Source organism: Kitasatospora sp. NPDC054939 (assembly GCF_053610105.1).
Genome location: NZ_JBSGXP010000095.1, coordinates 16,441 through 33,719, shown reverse-complemented (window position 1 = coordinate 33,719; position 17,279 = coordinate 16,441). Strand labels below are relative to the sequence as shown.

Sequence of the window (17,279 nt, the reverse complement as noted above, 5' to 3'; positions counted from 1 at the left end):
GCGCAGCAGCGCCCGCTCGGCGGCGGCGACGCGGACGGTCAGCAAGACCTCGTCGCAGTCCATGTGCTCCCGTTCCGGTGGTGGGTTCCTGGGGCCCGTCGGTGGACGTCCGTCGTCTGCCGGGGCGGGCCCGGGTCGGCGTGCCGCCCCTGCGGGCCGGTCGCCGCGGGCCGGTTCAGCCGGTGGCAGGCCCGGCGGTGGCGGGCGCGAGCAGGGCGTAGTGCCCGTCGTAGCGGCGGTAGAGGACCCGGCCCCGGCCGTCCGCCGGGCCGATGTGGAAGACGAACGGCCAGCAGGTGAGCCAGAGCCGCCGGGCCGCCTCCTCGGGGCTCAGCCGGGGCGCGGGGTACGGGCCGGCGAGGACCGGCGGCACGGCGCTGCCCGCGTGGACGGCCGAGTTCGCCCGGACGAGTCGGAAGCCGCCGTCGCCGGGTTCGCGGTGGACCAGGCAGTCCTCCCCGGTGGCCGCGTCCGCGAACAGGTGGAACTGGTGGTCCAGCGCCAGCATCTCCCGGACCGCGCCCTCGGGGGTCCGGCGGGCGAGGGTGACCGACTTGCGCCGCACGAGCCGGCGCTCCGCGAGCGGGCGGGGCGCGAACTGCGGCCGGTACGCGCTCTCGTACGCCGCGGCGAGCCCGATATCGCCGTACTCGCGCAGCCGGGCCGCCCGGCCGAGGAGGGTGCCGAGCGCGAGGTCCACGGCTTCCCGCGCGGTCACGGCGGACAGTTGGACGCGCACCGGTCCGACGCCGTCCTGTTCCAGCCCGGCCTGGGCGATGACGGGTCGGCCGACCGCCCGGTTGCGGGTCCGGGTGAGCCGCAACCGGGCCGACCGGTGGGTGCCGGCGCCGGGATGCCCCAGCAGGGCGAGCGCCTGCACGCGGGCGTACTCGGCGTCGGCACGGGGCAGTTCGCCGTGGATCTCGACGCGGACGTCGATCCGGACGTCCGCAGCGGGCGGCCGGTGGCGCAGACGGGTCATCAGGGGTCCTCCTTGCTCCGGGGACCATGCTGGACCGGCACAGGGCCCGCGGCCGAGGGCCGAAAGGCCCTGCCTGGCGTCCCGATCGCCCCTCCTCCCCCGTCCCGCGAGGTGTCCACCATTGGGGTGATCCGTTCCCGCCCGGCGCAACGGTCCTCAGACCGGCGCGTTCTCCATGACGTGCGCCCTCCCAGTCATTGGCGTGCGCGGGGGTTCCGTCTGTCGGGGGTTCCCGAGGTGAGGGGTGACGTCATGATCCTGACGAATGCTGCGCAACGGTCGAGCGCTCCACCGAGCACGCCGTCCGCAGTGAGCACGTCAGCGGCGGTGCGGACCACGAACGGGCCCGCGGCGGGCAGACGCCGGTCCGGTCGGCGGCGGACCGCCCAACGAGCCTCCGGTCAGCCCGCCGAACCGTCCACCGGGACCGCCGCCCGACCGGGCCGTCCCACCGGCCCGGCGGTCGACCGGCCCGCCCCCGCCGCACCCCCGCGGCCCGCACCGCCGCTGCTCCCGCCGTCCGCACCCGGCGCGCTCCCCGGTCTCGGGCACGCAGCCGCGCTGCTGCGCGACCCGCTCGGCTTCCTCGGCTCGCTCGCCCGGTACGGCGGAGTGGTCCGCATCCGGCTCGGCCCGCGCACCGTCTGCGTGGTGACGGACGCCGCCCTGGTGCACACCCTGCTGGTCGCACTCGCCCACGACTGCCCGCGCGGCGCCGTCCAGGACACCCTGCGGACGGCCTTCGGCGACGGACTGCTGATGTCCGAGGGCCGGGCCCACCGGGACCGCCGCCGGACCGTCCAGCCGGCGTTCGGCGCCGACCGGATGGCCGACTACCTCGCCGCCATGCACCGGGCCACCGAGGAGCGGATCTCCCGCTGGCGCCCCGGCCAAGTGCTGGACGTCGCCAAGGAGATGAACCACCTCGCGCTGGAGATCGTCACCCGGGCCCTGTTCGACGCCCGGCTGAGCGAGGCATCCACGCTCGCCTTCCACCGGGCGCTGCCCGACCTGGTGAAGGGACAGATCGTCCAGTCGCTCTACCCGCACCCCGCGCTCGCCCGGCTGCCGCTGGCCGTCAACCGCCGCTTCGGCGCGGCCGTGCGCGTGCTCAACCGGGTGGTCGACCAGGCTGTGGGCCGACCCGCACCCGTCGCGGACCCGTCGGCGCCCGGCACCGGCGACCGCAGTGACCGCAGCGACCGCAGCGACCGCCCCACCCTTCCCGAACTGCTCCGCGCCGCCGTCGACCCGGCCACCGGCCGGCCGCTGACCGAGGCGGACGTGCGGTCCGAGGCGATCACCATGTTCGGCGCGGGCACCGAGACGGTGTCCACCACGCTCACCTGGCTGATCGACGAACTGCTGCGCCACCCGCGGATCGAGGCGCGCGTCCTGGCCGAACTCGACGAGCACCTCCCCGCGGGCACCGTCCCCACACCCGAGGCGCTCGCCCGGCTTACCTACACCAGGAGCGTCACCCAGGAGGTGGTGCGGCTGCACGCGCCGAACGCCTTCCTGATGCGGACCGCGAGCCGCGAGGTGCGGCTCGGCCCGTACCTCGTCCCGGCGGGCACCGAACTGCTCTACAGCCTCACCGCCCTGCACCGCGATCCGGCCCTGCACCCCGACCCGCTGCGCTTCGACCCGGAGCGCTTCGGCCCCACCGGCAGCGGGCACGCGTCGGGGAGTCCGGCACGGCACGCCTTCCTGCCGTTCGGCGCGGGCAAGCACAAGTGCATCGGCGAGGCCTTCGCCTGGGCCGAACTGACCGTCGCCGCCGCGGCGATCCTGCGCCACTGGCGACCGGTGGCGGTACCGGGCGCGGCCGCCCGCGAGGTGGTCTGGACGACGGTGCAGGCCCAGGGCCTGCGGGTCCGGCTCGCCCCGCGCACCGCCGACCGCCCCCCGCTCGAGCCCGCCGCCCCGGCCGATGCGGCGCGCAGCGCGCAGCGCCGACCGGCCGACGGGCCCGACCGCCATGCGTCCTGGGTGCTGGGCCACGGCCTGCTCACGGCGCCGGCCGAACTCGCCCGCTACCAGTCCGAGGCACTGCCCGAGCTGATCCGCGGCTCGTTCCCGACCGCACACGGCGACGAACTCGACCTGCTGGTCGACCTGTTGGGCTGGTTCACCATCCTCGACGACCGCTTCGACGGTCCGGCGGGCCGCGATCTCGCCGAAGCCCGCGCGGTCGTCGACCCGCTGCTCGCGGTGCTGCGGCCGAACGCGCCGGCCCGGCAGGCCGACGGACCGGGGGCCGAACCGACGGACCGGCCGACGACCAAACCGGCGGACCGACCGACGTCCGTCCGGACACACGAACCGACGGGCACCCCGACGGACGCGCCGACGGCTGGACTGCTGGGCGCCTGGGAGGAGCTGTGGCAGCGGCAGTGCGGGCCGATGTCCACCGACTGGCGCCGACGGGCCTCCCGCGACTGGCAGTCCTGTCTGGACACCTTCGTCGCCGAGGCCGCGCACCGCGCCCGCGGCACCGCACCCGACCTGGCCGAGACGGTACGGCTCCGCCGGCACGCCAGCTGCCTCTACCCGTTCCTGAACATACTGGAGCGGGTGCACGGCAGCGAAGCACCGGCCCGGCTGCACGCGGACCCGGAGCTGCACCGGCTGCGCGCGCACACGGCGGACGCGGCCACACTGCTCAACGACCTGTACTCGCTGGCGCGGGAGGAGCGGCAGTCCGCGCTGCCGTTCAACACCGTGCTGGCGCTGCAGCACGCCCACGGGTACGGCCGGGAGCGGGCGATCGCCGCCGTCCGGTCCCGGGTGCGGCGGCTGGAGGAGGAGAGCGGGGCGATCCGGCGCCGCCTGGTGCGTCGGCACCCGTCCGCGCACTGGTACCTCGCCGGCACGCGCCAACTGGTCGAGGGCGTCCGGGCCTGGTGCGGCACCACCAGCCGCTACCAAGTCAACTGACGCTCCGTCAGCGCGCGGAGGGTCAGTGGCCGCCCCGCCCGCCGAGGCTGAACAGGAGGATCACGAAGAAGGCGAAGAGGTGCGTCGCGAAGATGTAGATCCCCGCACGGATGAGCATGGCCTTGCGGCGGCGCCGCTCGTCGTCGTGGGCGGCGCTGCGGCCCGTCCCCTCGGCACCGGGGCTGCGGTCGCTCATGCGCCCTGCTCCTCCGCCCCGGCCGCGGCCGCCACCCCGACCGGCACCGGCACCGGCACCGTCCCGGGCCCGGGCGAGGACAGCGCGGCGAGCAGCCCCTCCCGGTCGGTGATCAGCTCGGTGAGGATGCGGCGGGCGGCCCGCAGCAGTTCGGCGACGTCGGGGGTGCTGAGCGCGTAGACGACCGTGTTGCCCTCCCGGGTGGCGGTCACCAGCTGGGTGCGCCGCAGGACGGCGAGCTGCTGGGAGAGGCTGGAGGGCTCGATCTCGATCTCGGCGAGCAGTTCCCGCACCGGCCTGGGTCCGTCCTGGAGCAGTTCCAGGACCCGAATCCGGGCCGGGTGGCCGAGGGTGCGGAAGAACTCCGCCTTGGCCTGGTACAGCGGGACCGGCATCGGTCGCCCTCTCCTCGTCGCGACGGCGGCCGAGTGGCCGCGAGGGGAGCATCCTCCATGAAGTTGAAGAATTGTTCAACTCATCATCTGCTCGGCGTCGCCGGAGCCCTCCGGAGGCGGGCGAGGCCCGGGTCGGGCCCGGGGAGGTGCGCCCCCGAGCCCGAACCCGGGCCGACCGTGTCGGGTCAGCAGGTGACCGGGACCTCGACCGTCACGGGCGCCGGGTACCACCCGAAGGAGACGACACTGAAGGTCGCGCGCACGGTGGAGCCACAGGGCACGGTGCCACCGACGCCGGTGACCTTCACCGGGGTGGTGGTGAAGAGCACGTTCTGGTTGGAGGTGCCGATCGAGGCACCGCCGACGACCTCGGCGGAGAGGGTGGTCAGGAGCTGCTTCGGCTGCGGCATCGGGCCACCGGGGGACGGCGGGCCGGCCAGGCTGATGTTGCCGTAGAACTGCACACCGTCACCGGTGACCTCGGCACAGACGCGGGTCATCAGGCCGGACTGCAGGCCGGAGTTGCCACAGGTCACGGTGGTGGCGGTGGTGGTGGAGGTGCCGACCGTGGCGGCCGAGGCGGCCACCGGGGCGGCGAACAGGGTGGCCGCGCCGGCGACGCCGGCCGCCAGCATGGTGAGACGGTTCATGGGAGTCCTCATTCGTGATGCGTCCGACAAAGGGTCCGACACGGGGAGCAGGGATATGCCATGTGAAATTTCACATCTGACATGCCTTCAGCCTGCCATGAGTTCGAATGCCGGGGCCACTTCATCCGCTCGAAACATCGCTGCGACCGGAAATCGACCTTCGATTGGCGAGATCCGCGCCATCCCCCAACGGGCCCACACCCTCGCCGATGGCCGACCGTTGAACGGACGGTGAAGCGCCCCCGCGCCCCCGCCGCCCGCAGCGGGGAACGCCCACCCGCCGACGCCACCGACCCCGCCGGGCCGGTGACCCCACCGACCCCGTCGGCGCTACCGACCGCCCCGCGGGCCCGTCACCGGCACCACGGACGGCGCGGCCGTGGCCCCGCCCGGGGCCGCCCCCGCCAGCGACGACCGCAGCCCGTCGATCCGCCGGACCGCCTCGGTGAACGCCGCCCGGTCCAGCCGCCCGTCGTCCAGGGCGGCGGCGAGCGCCTCCGCGGCCTCCTCCCCCTGCTCGACGTCGCGGACCGAGCAGAGCAGCAGGTCCATCCCCGCCCCGGCGGACGCCAGCGCCCGCGCACCGGTGTCGCCGTACGGGGCGAGTGCACCGGCCTCCAGGGCGTCGGTGACGGTGACCCCGCGAAAGCCCAGCCGCTCGCGCAGTTCGCCGCCGATCACCGCCGGCGAGAGGCCCGCCGGGAGGGCCGGGTCGAGCGCCGGGTAGACGGCCCACGAGGCCATCACCAGTTCCACCCCGGCCGCGATCGCCGCCACGTACGGGGCCTCACCGCGTTCGCGCAGCTCGGCCAGCGGCACGTGCAGGGTGACGGGCCGTTCGTCGGTGTTCTCGTCGCGGGCGGCGGAGCCCAGGCCGGGGAAGTGCTTGGCCGTGGACGCCACCCGGTGCCGCTGCTGGCCGCTGATGAAGAGGCCGCCCAACTCCCCGACCCGGAGCGGGTCCTGGCCGTAGGAGCGTTCGAAGCGGTCGGCGAAGTTGTCCGGCCGGTCGTAGACGTCCAGCACCGGCGCCAGGTTGACGTTCAGACCCGCCTCGGCCAGGTTCCGGCCGGCCGCCGTCCCGGCCTGCACGGCCGCCCCGGGCGCGTCCGCCGCCTGCCCGGTGCGGCGGGCGGAGATCTCCGGCTGGCCGGGCAGGCGCCTCACCTTGCCGCCCTCCTGATCGGTCATCAGCAGCAGCGGGCGGGGGTCGCCGCTCTCCAGCTGCGCCTGGCGCAGATGGGCGAGCGCGATGCGCAGCTGGGTCGGGCCGGTGACGTTCTCGCCGAACAGCACGACTCCGGCGACCCGGCCCTCGCGGATCGCCCGCAGCAGCGCGGGCGGCGGCATCGGGCCGGGGTAGGAGTAGACGATCCGCCGGCCGGCCAGCTGCCGGCTCGACTCGGGCGCGGCCTCGTCCGCCTGCCCGGACCGTACGGGCTGCGCGGGCCGGACGCCGGACCGGGCCTCCTCGCCGGCCCGCAGCGGTCCGCCGGGGACGGGGCTCGCCGCCGCCAGCAGCAGGGCCAGCACCGCGAACCGCACCGCGCGCCGGGGGGAGGTCACCGCCCGCGCGGACGGCGCCGGCCTGGTGAACAGCGGAAACGGCGACGGCATGGGCCCCTCCCGGGCGGCGGCGGTCACCCCGGCACGTCTCCGGGGGCGGTACGGCGACGCGGGGTCGGCACACCCTACCGGGATCCGCGACCCGGCCCGCCGCCCGACGCGCAGCCCTGCCGCACCGTCAGCCGACAGGCCGCCGCAGCCCCGCCCGCCACCCCCGACCGGACCAACAGCGACCTTCCCGGCCCGGCACCCGCTCGCAGCCCCCGGCCATCGCCCCCGGTCCACCGTGCCCGCCTACCGCCCCCGCCGCAGCAGCCGTCCGAGGACGGCGACGCCCTCCGCCAGGAGGTCCGGCGTGCCCGCCCCGTACCCGAGGACGAGCCCCTGGGGGTGCGGCAGCCGGTAGTGCCAGGAGAGCGGCTGGACCTTGACGCCGTGGGCGAGGGCCGCTTCGGCGAGTTCGGTGTCCGGGCAGTCGAGGCCGGGCGGGAAGGTGAGCATCAGGTGCAGGCCGGCTGCCGCGCCGTGCACGGTGGCGCCGGGCAGGTGCTCGGCGATGGCCCGGATCATGGCGTCCCGGCGGCGCCGGTGGCGGCGGCGCAGCAGGCGCAACTGCCGTTCCAGGTCGCCGGATTCCATCAGCCGGGCGAGTACCAGTTGGGGCAGGACGGCGTTGCCGAGGTCGGCGAAGCGCTTGGCCTCGACCAGCGCCTCCCGGTACCGGGGCGGGGCGAGCAGCCAGCCGGTGCGCAGGGCGGGGGCGAGGAGTTTGGAGACGCTGCCCAGGTAGCAGACCCGGTCGGGCAGGACGGCGCGCAGGGCCGGGACCGGGGCGCGGTCGTAGCGGTGCTCGGCGTCGTAGTCGTCCTCCAGGACGAGGCCGCCCTCCTGGGCCCAGGCGGTCAGTTCGCGGCGGCGCGGGCCGGAGAGGACCACCCCGGTCGGGTACTGGTGGGCGGGGGTGAGCAGGACGGCGGGCGCGCCGGTGGCGCGCAGCGCGTCGACCTGCAGGCCGTCGGCGTCGACGGGGACGGGCGGGGTGGCGGTGAGCAGGTGGGCGAGGTGCTGGCGGGCGCCGAGCGAGCCGGGGTCCTCGACGGCGACCTCGGTGATGCCGCGGTCGGTGAGCACCCGGCCGAGCAGGGTCAGCGACTGGGCTGTGCCGGCGACGACGAGCACCTCGTCGGGGTCGGCGCGGATGCCCCGGTTGCGGGCGAGCCAGTCGGCGACGGCGGTGCGCAGCCGGGGGGTGCCGCGGGGGTCGCCGTAGCCGAGGTCGGCGGCGCAGAGGCCGTCGAGGACGGCGCGTTCGGCGCGCAGCCAGGCGGCGCGGGGGAAGGCGGCGAGGTCGGGGAGGCCGGGGCCGAGGTCGATCCGGGCGGGGGCGGCGCGCAGGATCTCGAAGGTCTCGGGCAGCGGCTCCCGGGCGAACAGCCCTCGGACGCGCTCCGGTGCGCCGCCGCCCGCGGCCCCTAGCGCGGATCCGCGCACCGCCGCCGGCTGCGGTCGGGACGGCTGTGCGGGCGGCGACGGTGCGGCGACCACCACGGTGCCGGCCCGGCCGCGACCGGCGACCTGCCCCTCGTCGGCGAGCCGCCGGTACGCCTCGGTGACGACGCCGCGGGAGACCCGCAGTTCCTCCGCGAGGACCCGGCTGGCGGGCAGCCGGCTGCCGGGCGGGAGCCTGCCGTCGGCAACGGCGCGGCGCAGCCGGGCGGTGAGCCAGTCGGCGAGTCCGCCGGGCGGGGCCTCGGCGGTGTCCAGTTGGAGGAAGTCGGCGCCGGCGGTTACGGACCTGTCCGGAGCGTCTGCATTGGACCTGTGCACCGGTCCATTGTGGGGGCGAGGGTGGATTCATGACCACCGAACCCGCCTTCCCCGACCTGTCCGCCACTTCCGACCTGTCCGCCACTTCCGCTCGCCGCCCCGGGTCCGCCCACCACCCGGCCACCCGCGATCCCGGCCGCCCCGGATCCGCTCCCCGCGCCGCCCCCGGCGACCCCGACCGCCCCGGGTCCGGTGACTACGTGCACGGCTACTCCTCGCAGGAGGCCCGCCGGTTGGGCGACCAGGCCGCCACGCTGGCCGGGCTGCTGCACGCCGGTACCGCCTACCCGGCGGGCAGCCGGGTGCTGGAGGCGGGATGCGGGGTGGGTGCGCAGACCGTCCACCTGCTGGCGTCGAGCCCGGGGGTGCGGTTGACGGCCGCCGACCTCTCGGCCGAATCGCTGGCCCGGGCGCGGGCCCGGGTGGCGGCGCAGGCGCCCACCGCGCAGGTCGACTGGCACCACGGGGACCTGCACGAACTCCCCTTCGCGGACGGCTCGTTCGATCACGTCTTCGTCTGCTTCGTCCTGGAGCACCTGAAGGACCCGCAGCGCGCGCTGGTCGAACTGCGCCGGCTGCTGCGGCCCGGCGGCACCGTGACGGTGATCGAGGGCGACCACGGTTCGGCCTTCTTCCACCCGGACAGCACGGACGCCCGGGCCGCGGTCGGGCACCTGGTGGAGCTGCAGTCCGCGGCCGGCGGGGACGCTCTCGTGGGGCGCCGCCTGCAACCGCTGCTGGCCGCCGCCGGGTACCGGGACATCGCGGTGGGGCCGCGCCCGGTCCACGCCGATCCGAGCCGACCGCAGCTGGTGGAGGGCTTCACCCGGCAGACCTTCGTCCGGATGGTCGAGTCGGTGCGCCCGGCCGCGCTGGCCGCCGGGCTGACCTCCCCGGCGGCCTTCGACCGGGGCGTGGCCGACCTCCGCCGGACGGCCGACGAGGGGGGCACCTTCCACTACACCTTCTTCAAGGCGACCGCGGTCAGCCCCTGAAGCCCGGGCGTCCCGGGTCGCCCCGCCCCGGCCGTCCCGGACCTCCGCGCCGCCCGCCCCCGGAGCACCTGCGCCGACCACCGACCACCCACCCCGGTGCGCACGGCGTTCGCACCGGGGTGGGGCCGCCCGTGCGCGTCGGCGGTGTACGTCGCCGGTGTACGTCGGTGGTACGCGTCGGCGAAGTACGTCGGCGGCGTGCGTCGCTGGTCAGTCGAGCCGCTCGCCGAGGGCTTCGAGCAGGGCGCGCAGCGAGGAGGCGAGCACCGCCTGCTGTTCCGGGTCGAGGCCGACCAGCAGGGTGCGCTCGGCGTCGAGGTGGGAGGGCAGGCACTGGTCGACCAGGGCGTGGCCCTCGGGGGTGAGGGCGACGACCTGGCTGCGGCCGTCCGAGTCACTGGGGGTGCGGGTGACCAGGCCTCGGGCCTCCAGCCGGTCGAGCCGCTGGGTGATGGCACCTGAGGTGACCATCGCGGACTGCATCAGGCCGGTGGGGGTGAGGCGGTAGGGCGGGCCGTTGCGGCGCAGGGTGGCGAGGACGTCGAAGGAGGCGGAGTCCAGGCCGTGCGCGGCGAAGTTCTTCTTGAGCTCGGCGTCGGCGAGGCGGGAGAAGCGCTTGAGCCGGCCGATCACCTCCATCGGGGAGACGTCCAGGTCGGGGCGCTCGGCGCGCCACTGCTCGACGATGCGGTCCACGTGATCTGCCACCGCTCCAGCCTAGGGGATGTCTTAGTGGTGAGACAGGTCACATCACCCGCTCGCCCCATTTACCTTAGCGGTGAGATACATTTGCTTAGTGCTAAGGAATCGACTGGGAATCGTGCTGGTGACCGCGCTCGCCCCCGCCATCTGGGGATCGACCTACCTCGTCACCACGGAACTGCTGCCGCCCGGCCGCCCGCTGCTCGCGGGCGTCGTCCGGGCCCTGCCCGCCGGGCTCCTCCTCATCGCCGTCACCCGCCGCCTGCCGCAGGGGAGCTGGTGGTGGCGCTCGCTGGTCCTCGGTGCGCTCAACATCGGCATCTTCTTCGCCCTGCTGTTCGTCGCCGCCTACCGCCTGCCGGGCGGCGTGGCCGGCACCCTCGGCGCCGTCCAGCCGCTGATCGCCGCCGGGCTCTCCGCCCTGCTGCTCGGCGACCGCCTGACGCTGCGCACCGTGCTCGCCGGAATCGCAGGGGTCGCGGGCGTCAGCCTGCTGGTCCTGCGGGCCGGCGCCCAACTGGACGGCCTCGGAGTCGCCGCCGCACTCGGCGGGGCCGTGGTGATGGCCGGCGGCGTCGTCCTCAGCAAGCGCTGGACCTCGCCCGCACCGCTGCTCGCCACCACCGGCTGGCAGCTCACCGGCGGCGGACTGCTGCTCCTCCCGGTGGCCCTGCTGGTCGAGGGCCCGCCGCCGACCGACCTGACCGCCGGCAACGTCCTCGGCTACGCCTACCTGACCGTGATCGGCGCCGCGCTCGCCTACACCCTCTGGTTCCGCGGCATCCGGGCACTGCCGCCCACCAACGTCACCTTCCTCGGCCTGCTGAGCCCGGTGGTGGCCACCACCCTCGGCTGGCTGGTCCTCGGCCAGGACCTCACGCCCGTCCAGGCGCTGGGCGCACTGATCGTCCTCGGCTCGCTGGTGGTGGCCCAGACCGGCCGCCGGCCCGCCGCAGCCGAACCGCTGCCGCCCGCGGCACCGGACCAGGCCACCGAACCGAACCCGGCCACCGCACCGGACCAGGCCGCCGCCCGCGAACCCGCCGCCCGGCCGTAGCCCCCGCACCGCCCCCTCCCGCACGCCCCCTTCGCTAGCCCACCGAACGGAGAACTCCCATGCGCATCACCGTCATCGGCGCCGCAGGCAACGTCGGACGCCGGGTCGTCACCGAGGCCCTGAACCGCGGTCACGAGGTCACCGCGGTGATCCGCGACCCGGCCCGGGCCCACGGCCTGCCACCGGAAGCCGTGCTCGCCACCGGCAGCGCCGCGGACCCGCAGGACGTGGCCCGCCTGGCCGCCGGCCAGGACGTGGTCATCACCGCGACCCGCCCCCCGGTCGGCAGCGAGGGCGAACTCGCCGTCGCCACCAAGGGCCTGCTGGCCGGCCTGGCCGGAACGGGTGTCCGCCTGCTGGCCGTCGGCGGGGCGGGCAGCCTCCTCCTCCCGGGCCGCACGGACGGCCTCACCGTCGTCGACGGCCCCGACTTCCCGCCGTCCTGGCGCCCGATCGCCCTGGCCTGCAACGAGCAACTCGACCTCTACCGGGCCGAGTCCGAGCTCGACTGGGCCTACCTGAGCCCGGCCGCGCTGCTGGAGCCCGGTGAGCGCACCGGCCGCTACCGGCTGGGCCGCGACGAACTGGTCGTCGACGCCGAGGGCCGTTCGGAGATCTCCATGGAGGACCTCGCCGTCGCCCTGCTCGACGAGGCCGAGCGGCCCGCGCACCGCCGCACCCGGTTCACCGTCGGCTACTGACCGCCCGCTCCCCGGGCCGGCCCCACCGGTCGGCCCACCCGGCCCTCCCGGCCCGTCGTCCCGTCCGGCCCCTCTGTCCGAACCGTCCCCGAGGCGTCAGCGCCACGCCTGGGGGACGGCTCCGGCCGTCCAGGAGTGCGCCACGTCGACGACCAGGCGGCCGTCGAGCTGGAACACCCGGAACGGCAGCTTGGCCCGGACGCCCAGTCCGACCTGGCTCTGCCCCTCGAAGCTCGACGCGAACTTCGCGTCCCGGAAGGTCTGGTAGCCCCGCAGGTCCACTCCCGGCAGCGGCTGCCCGGCCCCGCCCGGGTAGGTGGGCGTGCCGGTCTCCGGGTCGTACGCGGGCGCACCGACGACGATCTCCAGGATCGCGCCGCCGCCGATCGGCAGCGGCTTCCCGGAGCCGTCCTGGTACAGCACGTCCACGTAGCGGACGTGGTAGCCGAGCGGGGAGGCCGTCGAGGTGCCCGGCACGTCCAGCACCAGGCGGTCGTAGCAGGGGTGTTGACCGCTGCGGATGTCCCGCAGCGGCTGGGCGCCGAGGCCGTCCAGGTCCTTGTCCAGGCTCCCCCACCCGGTCGGGCAGACCGCCCGGGCCTGCCGCTCGGCTCCGTCGGCGGTCGCGGTCGCGGTGGCGGCCGTCCTCGCCCGTTCCGGGCCCGCGGAGGCGAGCGCGGTGGGCGCCGCGACGGTCGCGGCGAGGGCGAAGGCGGCCGGAATGATGATCCAACGTCGCATGGTCTGCCTCCTCGGGCAGTGCGTCGGTCTCTGTCCGGAGCGCTGCGGCCACGGCCGTTCAGGGCTCCTGTGGAGAAGGACGACGCCCGCACCCGCCGGGTTGCAGTCCGGCGGCCCCCGTCCTGCGGACATCCGGCCCCGCGCGGTTCCCCCTCCCCGCGCGACTCCCCCGCCACGCCGGCCCCTCGGACGGGCCCCCTACCCGCCCAGCCGGGCGGCCACCCGCAGGTTCCACCGGCCCGCACGCCCGCTCAGCTCGGTCGCCGACAGCGGCGGGACGTCCAGCCGCCAGTGGGCCTGCGCCGGGGCGCCGAGCGCGTGCACCCCGGCCGCGCGGACCACGTCCGGCTCGACCACCGCCACCACCCGGCCGGCCGCGGCGGGGTCGGCGCCCGGCGCGCCCTGCGCCGCCAGACCGTCCAGCCAGGCGGCGACCCGGGCGTGCAGCGCCAGCAGCGACTCCCCGCCGTGCGGGGCCGCGGCCGGATCGGACAGCCACGCCTGCACGGCCTCCGGCTCCTCGGCCGCCACCTCGTCGAGCGCCCGCCCGCGCCACCGCCCCGGGTCGCAGCCGCGCAGCGCCGGCACCTCGACCGGTGCCAGCCCGAGGGCGGCGGCGGTCTCCCGGCAGCGCACCGAGGGCGAGGCGTACGCGGCGGCGACGGCCGGCAGCGCGTGCGCCGCAGCCCCGGCAGCCCGCGAACCCGCCGCGTCCAAGGGTCCGTCGTCGTCGAACCGTGCCCGGCGCAGCGCCGCTCCCGTCGCCGGAGAGATGAAGATCACCCGTACCGTCATACCGCTCCCCTGCCCCGCCCCTTCGTACACCTGTCACCCGTATCCACACCCGGACCAGGCCCTTTGTACCGCCCCGGGGCCCGGACCGCGCACCACCCCCCGGGGCAGTGCGCCGGTGCGAGCCCTTGGCCGACCCGGGGGTAAGCGGTACGGTCTGTCCGACATAAAGACGACGGTACGACGGAAGCCCGGTGGAACTCCGGCACGGTCGCGCCACTGTAAGCCGGTACCGGCCGCCTCACGCAGCGGACGGTTCCCGGTGAGTCAGACCCGAGGACCGTCGTTCGAGCTCCACTTCATGGGACGCGTGTTTCCCCCAAGGAGGTCCTGCCATGGCGCAGTCCATCGTCTCCCCCAGCCTTCCCGTCTCCGGCTCCGCCCCCGCGCCGCTGCCGGTGCGCGCCGTCCTGCCCTGGGCGTTCTTCCTGGGCACGCTGGCCCTGGTCCTGCTCTACTTCGTGGGCGCCGAGCAGGGCGCCACCTCGGTGTTCTCCGGCGAGGCCGTGCACGAGTGGGTGCACGACGGCCGGCACCTGCTCGGCTTCCCCTGCCACTGACCGGGGGAACGCACACTCATGCACGCCTCCACTGTCAGAAGACTCCTCGTCCGCGGCATGCTCGCGGGCCTGATCGCCGGCCTGCTGGCCTTCGCCCTGGCCTACACCGTCGGTGAGGGTCCGGTCGACGCCAGCATCGCGCTGGAGAGCACCCAGTCGGCACCGGCCCACGCCGGGCACGGCGACGCCTCGGCCGCCGCGGCCCCGGCCGAGGAGGAAGAGGAACTGGTCAGCCGGTCCCTCCAGTCCACGGTCGGCCTCGCCACCGGCGTCCTGGTCTACGGGGTCGCCCTCGGCGGGATCGCCTCGCTGGTGTTCTGCTTCGCCCTCGGCCGGATCGGCCGGTTCAGCGCCCGGGCGACCTCCGCGCTGATCGCCGCGGCGGCCTTCACCACCGTCTACCTGGTGCCGTTCCTCAAGTACCCGGCCACTCCCCCGGCGGTCGGCAACCCGGACACCATCGGCAAGCGCACCACGCTGTTCTTCCTGATGATCGCGCTGAGCGTCCTGCTCGCCGTCGCCGCGGTCATCGCCGGGCGGCAGCTGGCCCAGCGCCTCGGCAACTGGAACGCCTCCGTGGTGGCGGGCGCCGGCTACGTCGCCGTGATGGCGCTGGCCTTCGTCCTGCTGCCGGACAACGGCGACGCGGTCCGGGAGACCTTCCCGGCCGCCCTGCTGTGGGAGTTCCGCCTGGCCTCGCTGGGCATCCAGGCCGTCCTCTGGGCCGGCTTCGGGATCGTCTTCGGCGCCCTGGCGCAGCGGCTGCTCACCCCTGCCGCGGCCGAGCCGAGCACCTCGGCGGCGCCCCAGCCGGTGGCCACCGCCGCCGGCTGACACCCGGCCCGAACGGTCGGCCCGGTGCTGCCCCCAGTACCGGGCCGACCGGCACGACCTCGCCCCGACCCCTCCGATGGCGCGCCGGAGGGGTCGGGGCATTTTCGCACCGGTGCCGGTACCGGTGCCGGCCCGGCGTCAGGCGTCGGCGTCAGGCGTCGGCGTCGCCGCTGCCCTTCGTGCCCTTGCCCAGCTTCTGGGCCACCGCGGCGACCAGACCCGCCACCACGAAGACGATGAACACCGCCGCCTTGAGCGCGCCCTTGGCCAGGATCCAGCCCACCAGCGGGATCCCGAAGCCCAGCCAGTGGAAGACCAGCATCAGTACGAGCCCCACCGCGACCGCAACGGCGATCGTGACCACCACGGCCGTGCCCTTGGACAGCTCCCGCTCCGGTGCGGACTCCTCGGCGGGTGCTGCCGCCTCCTCACCGGGCACGGCCGGTTCCGGTGCCGCGGTGCCCGTCGTGTCGGCTGACCCGGCGGCCGGGACGGCCCCACGCGGCTCCTTCGTCATCGACACCTTCGATTCTTCGGACGGCTGCGCGTCCGTACCCCCATGTTCCATGGTGCGATCCTAAGCGCTGTCCGTGCCATGGCAACTGACCTGTCGTCGCCTGGTAGCTTCGTCCGCGGAGCACTCCCGCGGACCGTCCCTGGGCGGTGCCCGGACCCACGCGCAGGGAGACAGCATGGCCGCCGCCGCACCCGAACCGGTCGACTTCACCCGCCCCGCCGCGGGCGGTGACGGCCCCGGCCGACGCTCGCTGGATGTGCGCTGGATCCACGGCTCGGAGTCGGCGAAGCACAACACCGACCCGGACATCCAGGTGCACCACTACGACGAGCACACCGTGATCCTCCGGCAGAACAAGGCGGTCAACTACGAGGCGCCGTTCCTGTTCCTGCTGTTCGGCAACGACCGGGCGGTGCTCCTCGACACCGGCGCGACCGCCGAACCGGAGTACTTCCCGCTGCGCCGGGTGGTCGACGGCCTCGTCGCCGACTGGCTCGCCGCCCGCCGCCGCTCCCCGGAGGGCTACGGGCTGCTGGTCCTGCACACCCACGGCCACGGCGACCACCGGGCGGGCGACGGCCAGTTCGCCGACCGGCCGGACACCCTGGTGGTCGACCCGGGGCTCGCGGACATCACCGGGTTCCTCGGCCTCGGGCCGGACCCCGACCGCCCGGCCTCGCTGGACCTCGGCGGCCGGGTGCTGGAGTGCTTCGCCGGACCGGGCCACCACGAGGCGGCCGTCGTCTACTACGACCCGTACACCGGCTTCCTGTTGACCGGCGACACGGTCTACCCGGGCCGGCTCTACATCGAGGACTGGGACGCCTACACGGCGACCGTCGACCGGCTGATCGCCTTCGCCGCGACCCGCGAGGTCAGCCACGTGCTGGGCTGCCACATCGAGATGTCCGACCGGCCCGGCGTCGACTACCCGATCCGCTGGACGTACCAGCCCGACGAACCGCCGCTCCAGATGACGGTCGGCCAGCTGCACGACATCCGCGCTGCCCTCACCGAAGTGGACGGGAGGCGGGGGCGGTTCCCGTACCCCGACTTCGTGATCTGCCACCGCACCGGCTGACCGGACCCACCGCACCGACCGACCGCACCCGACCGGGTCGGCGCCGCCGTCACCGCGTCGCGCGGTGCGCAGGCCGGCGCGCGATCAGTGCGCCGCGTAGTGGGTGTCGCCGGTGTGCTCGCCGGTCTCCTCGTCGGCGAAGCTCACCGCCAGTGTCACCCGGTACTCGAAGACGTCCTCGCGGTGGCCGGGCACCCGGGCCCAGGCCACCGAGTGGACCTCCGCCTCCGGGGCCTGCCGGCACCAGGCCGCGGCCTCCTCCAGTGCCCGCGCCGCCGAGCGGCCGGTGCACACCACGGCGGTGTACGCCGCGACCGCCAGATCGGCACCCGGCCGGCCGCCCCGCGAGACCGCCCGCACCGCCGCCGCGGCCTGACTCAGATCACGGGCCAGATCGTTGACCACCCGCGGCGGCGCGGGCAGCACGCCCGGGCCCCCCACGACGGCCTCCGGCAGGTTCGAGCTCACTTCGACAGCCTCCGTCCCCAGCAGCACGCGCTCAGGATGCCGGGGCACCCTTCCTGGCATGGCCACTTTCGGCGGAACGTCACCCGTCCGGGGACCGGATGGTGTAGAGGGGCGACGAACCGTCCCCGGCCCGGCCCGACCACCCCGGGCCCCGGCGCGGGCCCCGCCCCCCGCTCCGGCGCGGGCGTCCGGCACCGCCCGTTCGGCCGACGGGCAGATCAGGTTCACCCCCACGGCCGCCCGGGCCCGGCGAACGGGTGCGGTCCGGCGGCGGC

General features: G+C 75.6%; 18 protein-coding genes. 7 read left to right on the top strand and 11 right to left on the bottom strand.

The features are described from left to right. Positions 1-175: 175 nt before the first annotated feature. Positions 176-982, bottom strand: coding sequence for a sigma 54 modulation/S30EA ribosomal C-terminal domain-containing protein (locus ACWGB8_RS24945; RefSeq protein ID WP_452215807.1), 807 nt, complete (start codon positions 980-982; stop codon positions 176-178). Between the two features lie 309 nt (positions 983-1,291). Here ACWGB8_RS24945 and ACWGB8_RS24940 point away from each other — a divergent pair, with 309 nt between their 5' ends. Further along, positions 1,292-3,922: a cytochrome P450 gene (locus tag ACWGB8_RS24940; RefSeq protein ID WP_452215806.1), complete on the top strand. Its 2,631-nt coding sequence runs from the start codon at positions 1,292-1,294 to the stop codon at positions 3,920-3,922. 22 nt (positions 3,923-3,944) lie between these two features. Here the strand turns inward: ACWGB8_RS24940 and ACWGB8_RS24935 are convergent, their stop codons facing one another. From ACWGB8_RS24935 to pdxR, 5 genes are all read right to left on the bottom strand, one after another. Next, entirely contained in the window at positions 3,945-4,118 is a 174-nt protein-coding gene (locus tag ACWGB8_RS24935) for a DUF6126 family protein (RefSeq protein WP_452215805.1), read from the bottom strand. Further along, positions 4,115-4,513: an ArsR/SmtB family transcription factor gene (locus ACWGB8_RS24930; RefSeq protein WP_452215804.1), complete on the bottom strand. Its 399-nt coding sequence runs from the start codon at positions 4,511-4,513 to the stop codon at positions 4,115-4,117. The genes ACWGB8_RS24935 and ACWGB8_RS24930 overlap by 4 nt, the downstream gene beginning before the upstream one ends. Positions 4,514-4,698: 185 nt before the next feature. Continuing rightward, the gene (locus ACWGB8_RS24925) at positions 4,699-5,163 is read right to left on the bottom strand and encodes a hypothetical protein (RefSeq protein ID WP_452215803.1); all 465 of its coding nucleotides are present in this window, start codon (positions 5,161-5,163) and stop codon (positions 4,699-4,701) included. A 330-nt stretch (positions 5,164-5,493) separates the two neighbouring features. After that, positions 5,494-6,780, bottom strand: coding sequence for a glycoside hydrolase family 3 N-terminal domain-containing protein (locus ACWGB8_RS24920; RefSeq protein ID WP_452215802.1), 1,287 nt, complete (start codon positions 6,778-6,780; stop codon positions 5,494-5,496). 243 nt (positions 6,781-7,023) lie between these two features. After that, a complete protein-coding gene (gene pdxR, locus ACWGB8_RS24915) occupies positions 7,024-8,556 on the bottom strand; it encodes a MocR-like pyridoxine biosynthesis transcription factor PdxR (protein ID WP_452215801.1) in 1,533 nt (510 codons plus the stop codon). Positions 8,557-8,585: 29 nt separating this feature from the next. Here pdxR and ACWGB8_RS24910 point away from each other — a divergent pair, with 29 nt between their 5' ends. Further along, positions 8,586-9,551: a methyltransferase domain-containing protein gene (locus tag ACWGB8_RS24910; RefSeq protein ID WP_452215800.1), complete on the top strand. Its 966-nt coding sequence runs from the start codon at positions 8,586-8,588 to the stop codon at positions 9,549-9,551. Positions 9,552-9,761: 210 nt separating this feature from the next. Here the strand turns inward: ACWGB8_RS24910 and ACWGB8_RS24905 are convergent, their stop codons facing one another. Beyond that, positions 9,762-10,259 carry a MarR family winged helix-turn-helix transcriptional regulator gene (locus tag ACWGB8_RS24905; RefSeq protein WP_452215799.1) on the bottom strand — a complete coding sequence of 166 codons (498 nt, stop codon included), beginning with the start codon at positions 10,257-10,259 and terminating at the stop codon, positions 9,762-9,764. An 88-nt stretch (positions 10,260-10,347) separates the two neighbouring features. On the opposite strand from ACWGB8_RS24905, the gene ACWGB8_RS24900 reads away from it, so the two are divergent. Then, on the top strand, positions 10,348-11,310 hold the full coding sequence (locus ACWGB8_RS24900) for an EamA family transporter (protein ID WP_452215798.1): 963 nt from the start codon (positions 10,348-10,350) through the stop codon (positions 11,308-11,310). A gap of 59 nt (positions 11,311-11,369) precedes the next feature. Next, entirely contained in the window at positions 11,370-12,011 is a 642-nt protein-coding gene (locus tag ACWGB8_RS24895) for an NAD(P)-dependent oxidoreductase (RefSeq protein ID WP_452215797.1), read from the top strand. Between the two features lie 96 nt (positions 12,012-12,107). Here the strand turns inward: ACWGB8_RS24895 and ACWGB8_RS24890 are convergent, their stop codons facing one another. Then, positions 12,108-12,752, bottom strand: coding sequence for an AMIN-like domain-containing (lipo)protein (locus ACWGB8_RS24890; RefSeq protein ID WP_452215796.1), 645 nt, complete (start codon positions 12,750-12,752; stop codon positions 12,108-12,110). 198 nt (positions 12,753-12,950) lie between these two features. Then, positions 12,951-13,547: a histidine phosphatase family protein gene (locus ACWGB8_RS24885; RefSeq protein ID WP_452215795.1), complete on the bottom strand. Its 597-nt coding sequence runs from the start codon at positions 13,545-13,547 to the stop codon at positions 12,951-12,953. Between the two features lie 332 nt (positions 13,548-13,879). Between ACWGB8_RS24885 and ACWGB8_RS24880 the strand changes: the two genes are divergently transcribed. Then, on the top strand, positions 13,880-14,104 hold the full coding sequence (locus tag ACWGB8_RS24880) for a CbtB domain-containing protein (RefSeq protein WP_452215794.1): 225 nt from the start codon (positions 13,880-13,882) through the stop codon (positions 14,102-14,104). 18 nt (positions 14,105-14,122) lie between these two features. After that, positions 14,123-14,938 (top strand): CbtA family protein, encoded by an 816-nt coding sequence (locus tag ACWGB8_RS24875; protein ID WP_452215793.1) that lies wholly within the window; start codon positions 14,123-14,125, stop codon positions 14,936-14,938. A gap of 151 nt (positions 14,939-15,089) precedes the next feature. Here the strand turns inward: ACWGB8_RS24875 and ACWGB8_RS24870 are convergent, their stop codons facing one another. Further along, entirely contained in the window at positions 15,090-15,377 is a 288-nt protein-coding gene (locus ACWGB8_RS24870; protein WP_452215792.1) for a hypothetical protein, read from the bottom strand. A 253-nt stretch (positions 15,378-15,630) separates the two neighbouring features. Here ACWGB8_RS24870 and ACWGB8_RS24865 point away from each other — a divergent pair, with 253 nt between their 5' ends. Then, on the top strand, positions 15,631-16,536 hold the full coding sequence (locus ACWGB8_RS24865; protein WP_452215791.1) for an MBL fold metallo-hydrolase: 906 nt from the start codon (positions 15,631-15,633) through the stop codon (positions 16,534-16,536). An 84-nt stretch (positions 16,537-16,620) separates the two neighbouring features. On the opposite strand, the gene ACWGB8_RS24860 is transcribed toward ACWGB8_RS24865, so the two are convergent. After that, on the bottom strand, positions 16,621-17,004 hold the full coding sequence (locus ACWGB8_RS24860) for a hypothetical protein (RefSeq protein WP_452215790.1): 384 nt from the start codon (positions 17,002-17,004) through the stop codon (positions 16,621-16,623). Positions 17,005-17,279 lie beyond the last annotated feature (275 nt).

What these genes read in the sequence shown, in the direction of transcription:
- ACWGB8_RS24945 (WP_452215807.1), bottom strand. Translation starts at nt 982, where the DNA reads ATGACCCGTCTGCGCCACCGGCCGCCCGCTGCGGACGTCCGGATCGAC.
- ACWGB8_RS24935 (WP_452215805.1), bottom strand. Translation starts at nt 4,118, where the DNA reads ATGAGCGACCGCAGCCCCGGTGCCGAGGGGACGGGCCGCAGCGCCGCC.
- ACWGB8_RS24930 (WP_452215804.1), bottom strand. Translation starts at nt 4,513, where the DNA reads ATGCCGGTCCCGCTGTACCAGGCCAAGGCGGAGTTCTTCCGCACCCTC.
- ACWGB8_RS24925 (WP_452215803.1), bottom strand. Translation starts at nt 5,163, where the DNA reads ATGAACCGTCTCACCATGCTGGCGGCCGGCGTCGCCGGCGCGGCCACC.
- ACWGB8_RS24920 (WP_452215802.1), bottom strand. Translation starts at nt 6,780, where the DNA reads ATGCCGTCGCCGTTTCCGCTGTTCACCAGGCCGGCGCCGTCCGCGCGG.
- ACWGB8_RS24910 (WP_452215800.1), top strand. Translation starts at nt 8,586, where the DNA reads ATGACCACCGAACCCGCCTTCCCCGACCTGTCCGCCACTTCCGACCTG.
- ACWGB8_RS24895 (WP_452215797.1), top strand. Translation starts at nt 11,370, where the DNA reads ATGCGCATCACCGTCATCGGCGCCGCAGGCAACGTCGGACGCCGGGTC.
- ACWGB8_RS24890 (WP_452215796.1), bottom strand. Translation starts at nt 12,752, where the DNA reads ATGCGACGTTGGATCATCATTCCGGCCGCCTTCGCCCTCGCCGCGACC.
- ACWGB8_RS24885 (WP_452215795.1), bottom strand. Translation starts at nt 13,547, where the DNA reads ATGACGGTACGGGTGATCTTCATCTCTCCGGCGACGGGAGCGGCGCTG.
- ACWGB8_RS24880 (WP_452215794.1), top strand. Translation starts at nt 13,880, where the DNA reads ATGGCGCAGTCCATCGTCTCCCCCAGCCTTCCCGTCTCCGGCTCCGCC.
- ACWGB8_RS24875 (WP_452215793.1), top strand. Translation starts at nt 14,123, where the DNA reads ATGCACGCCTCCACTGTCAGAAGACTCCTCGTCCGCGGCATGCTCGCG.
- ACWGB8_RS24865 (WP_452215791.1), top strand. Translation starts at nt 15,631, where the DNA reads ATGGCCGCCGCCGCACCCGAACCGGTCGACTTCACCCGCCCCGCCGCG.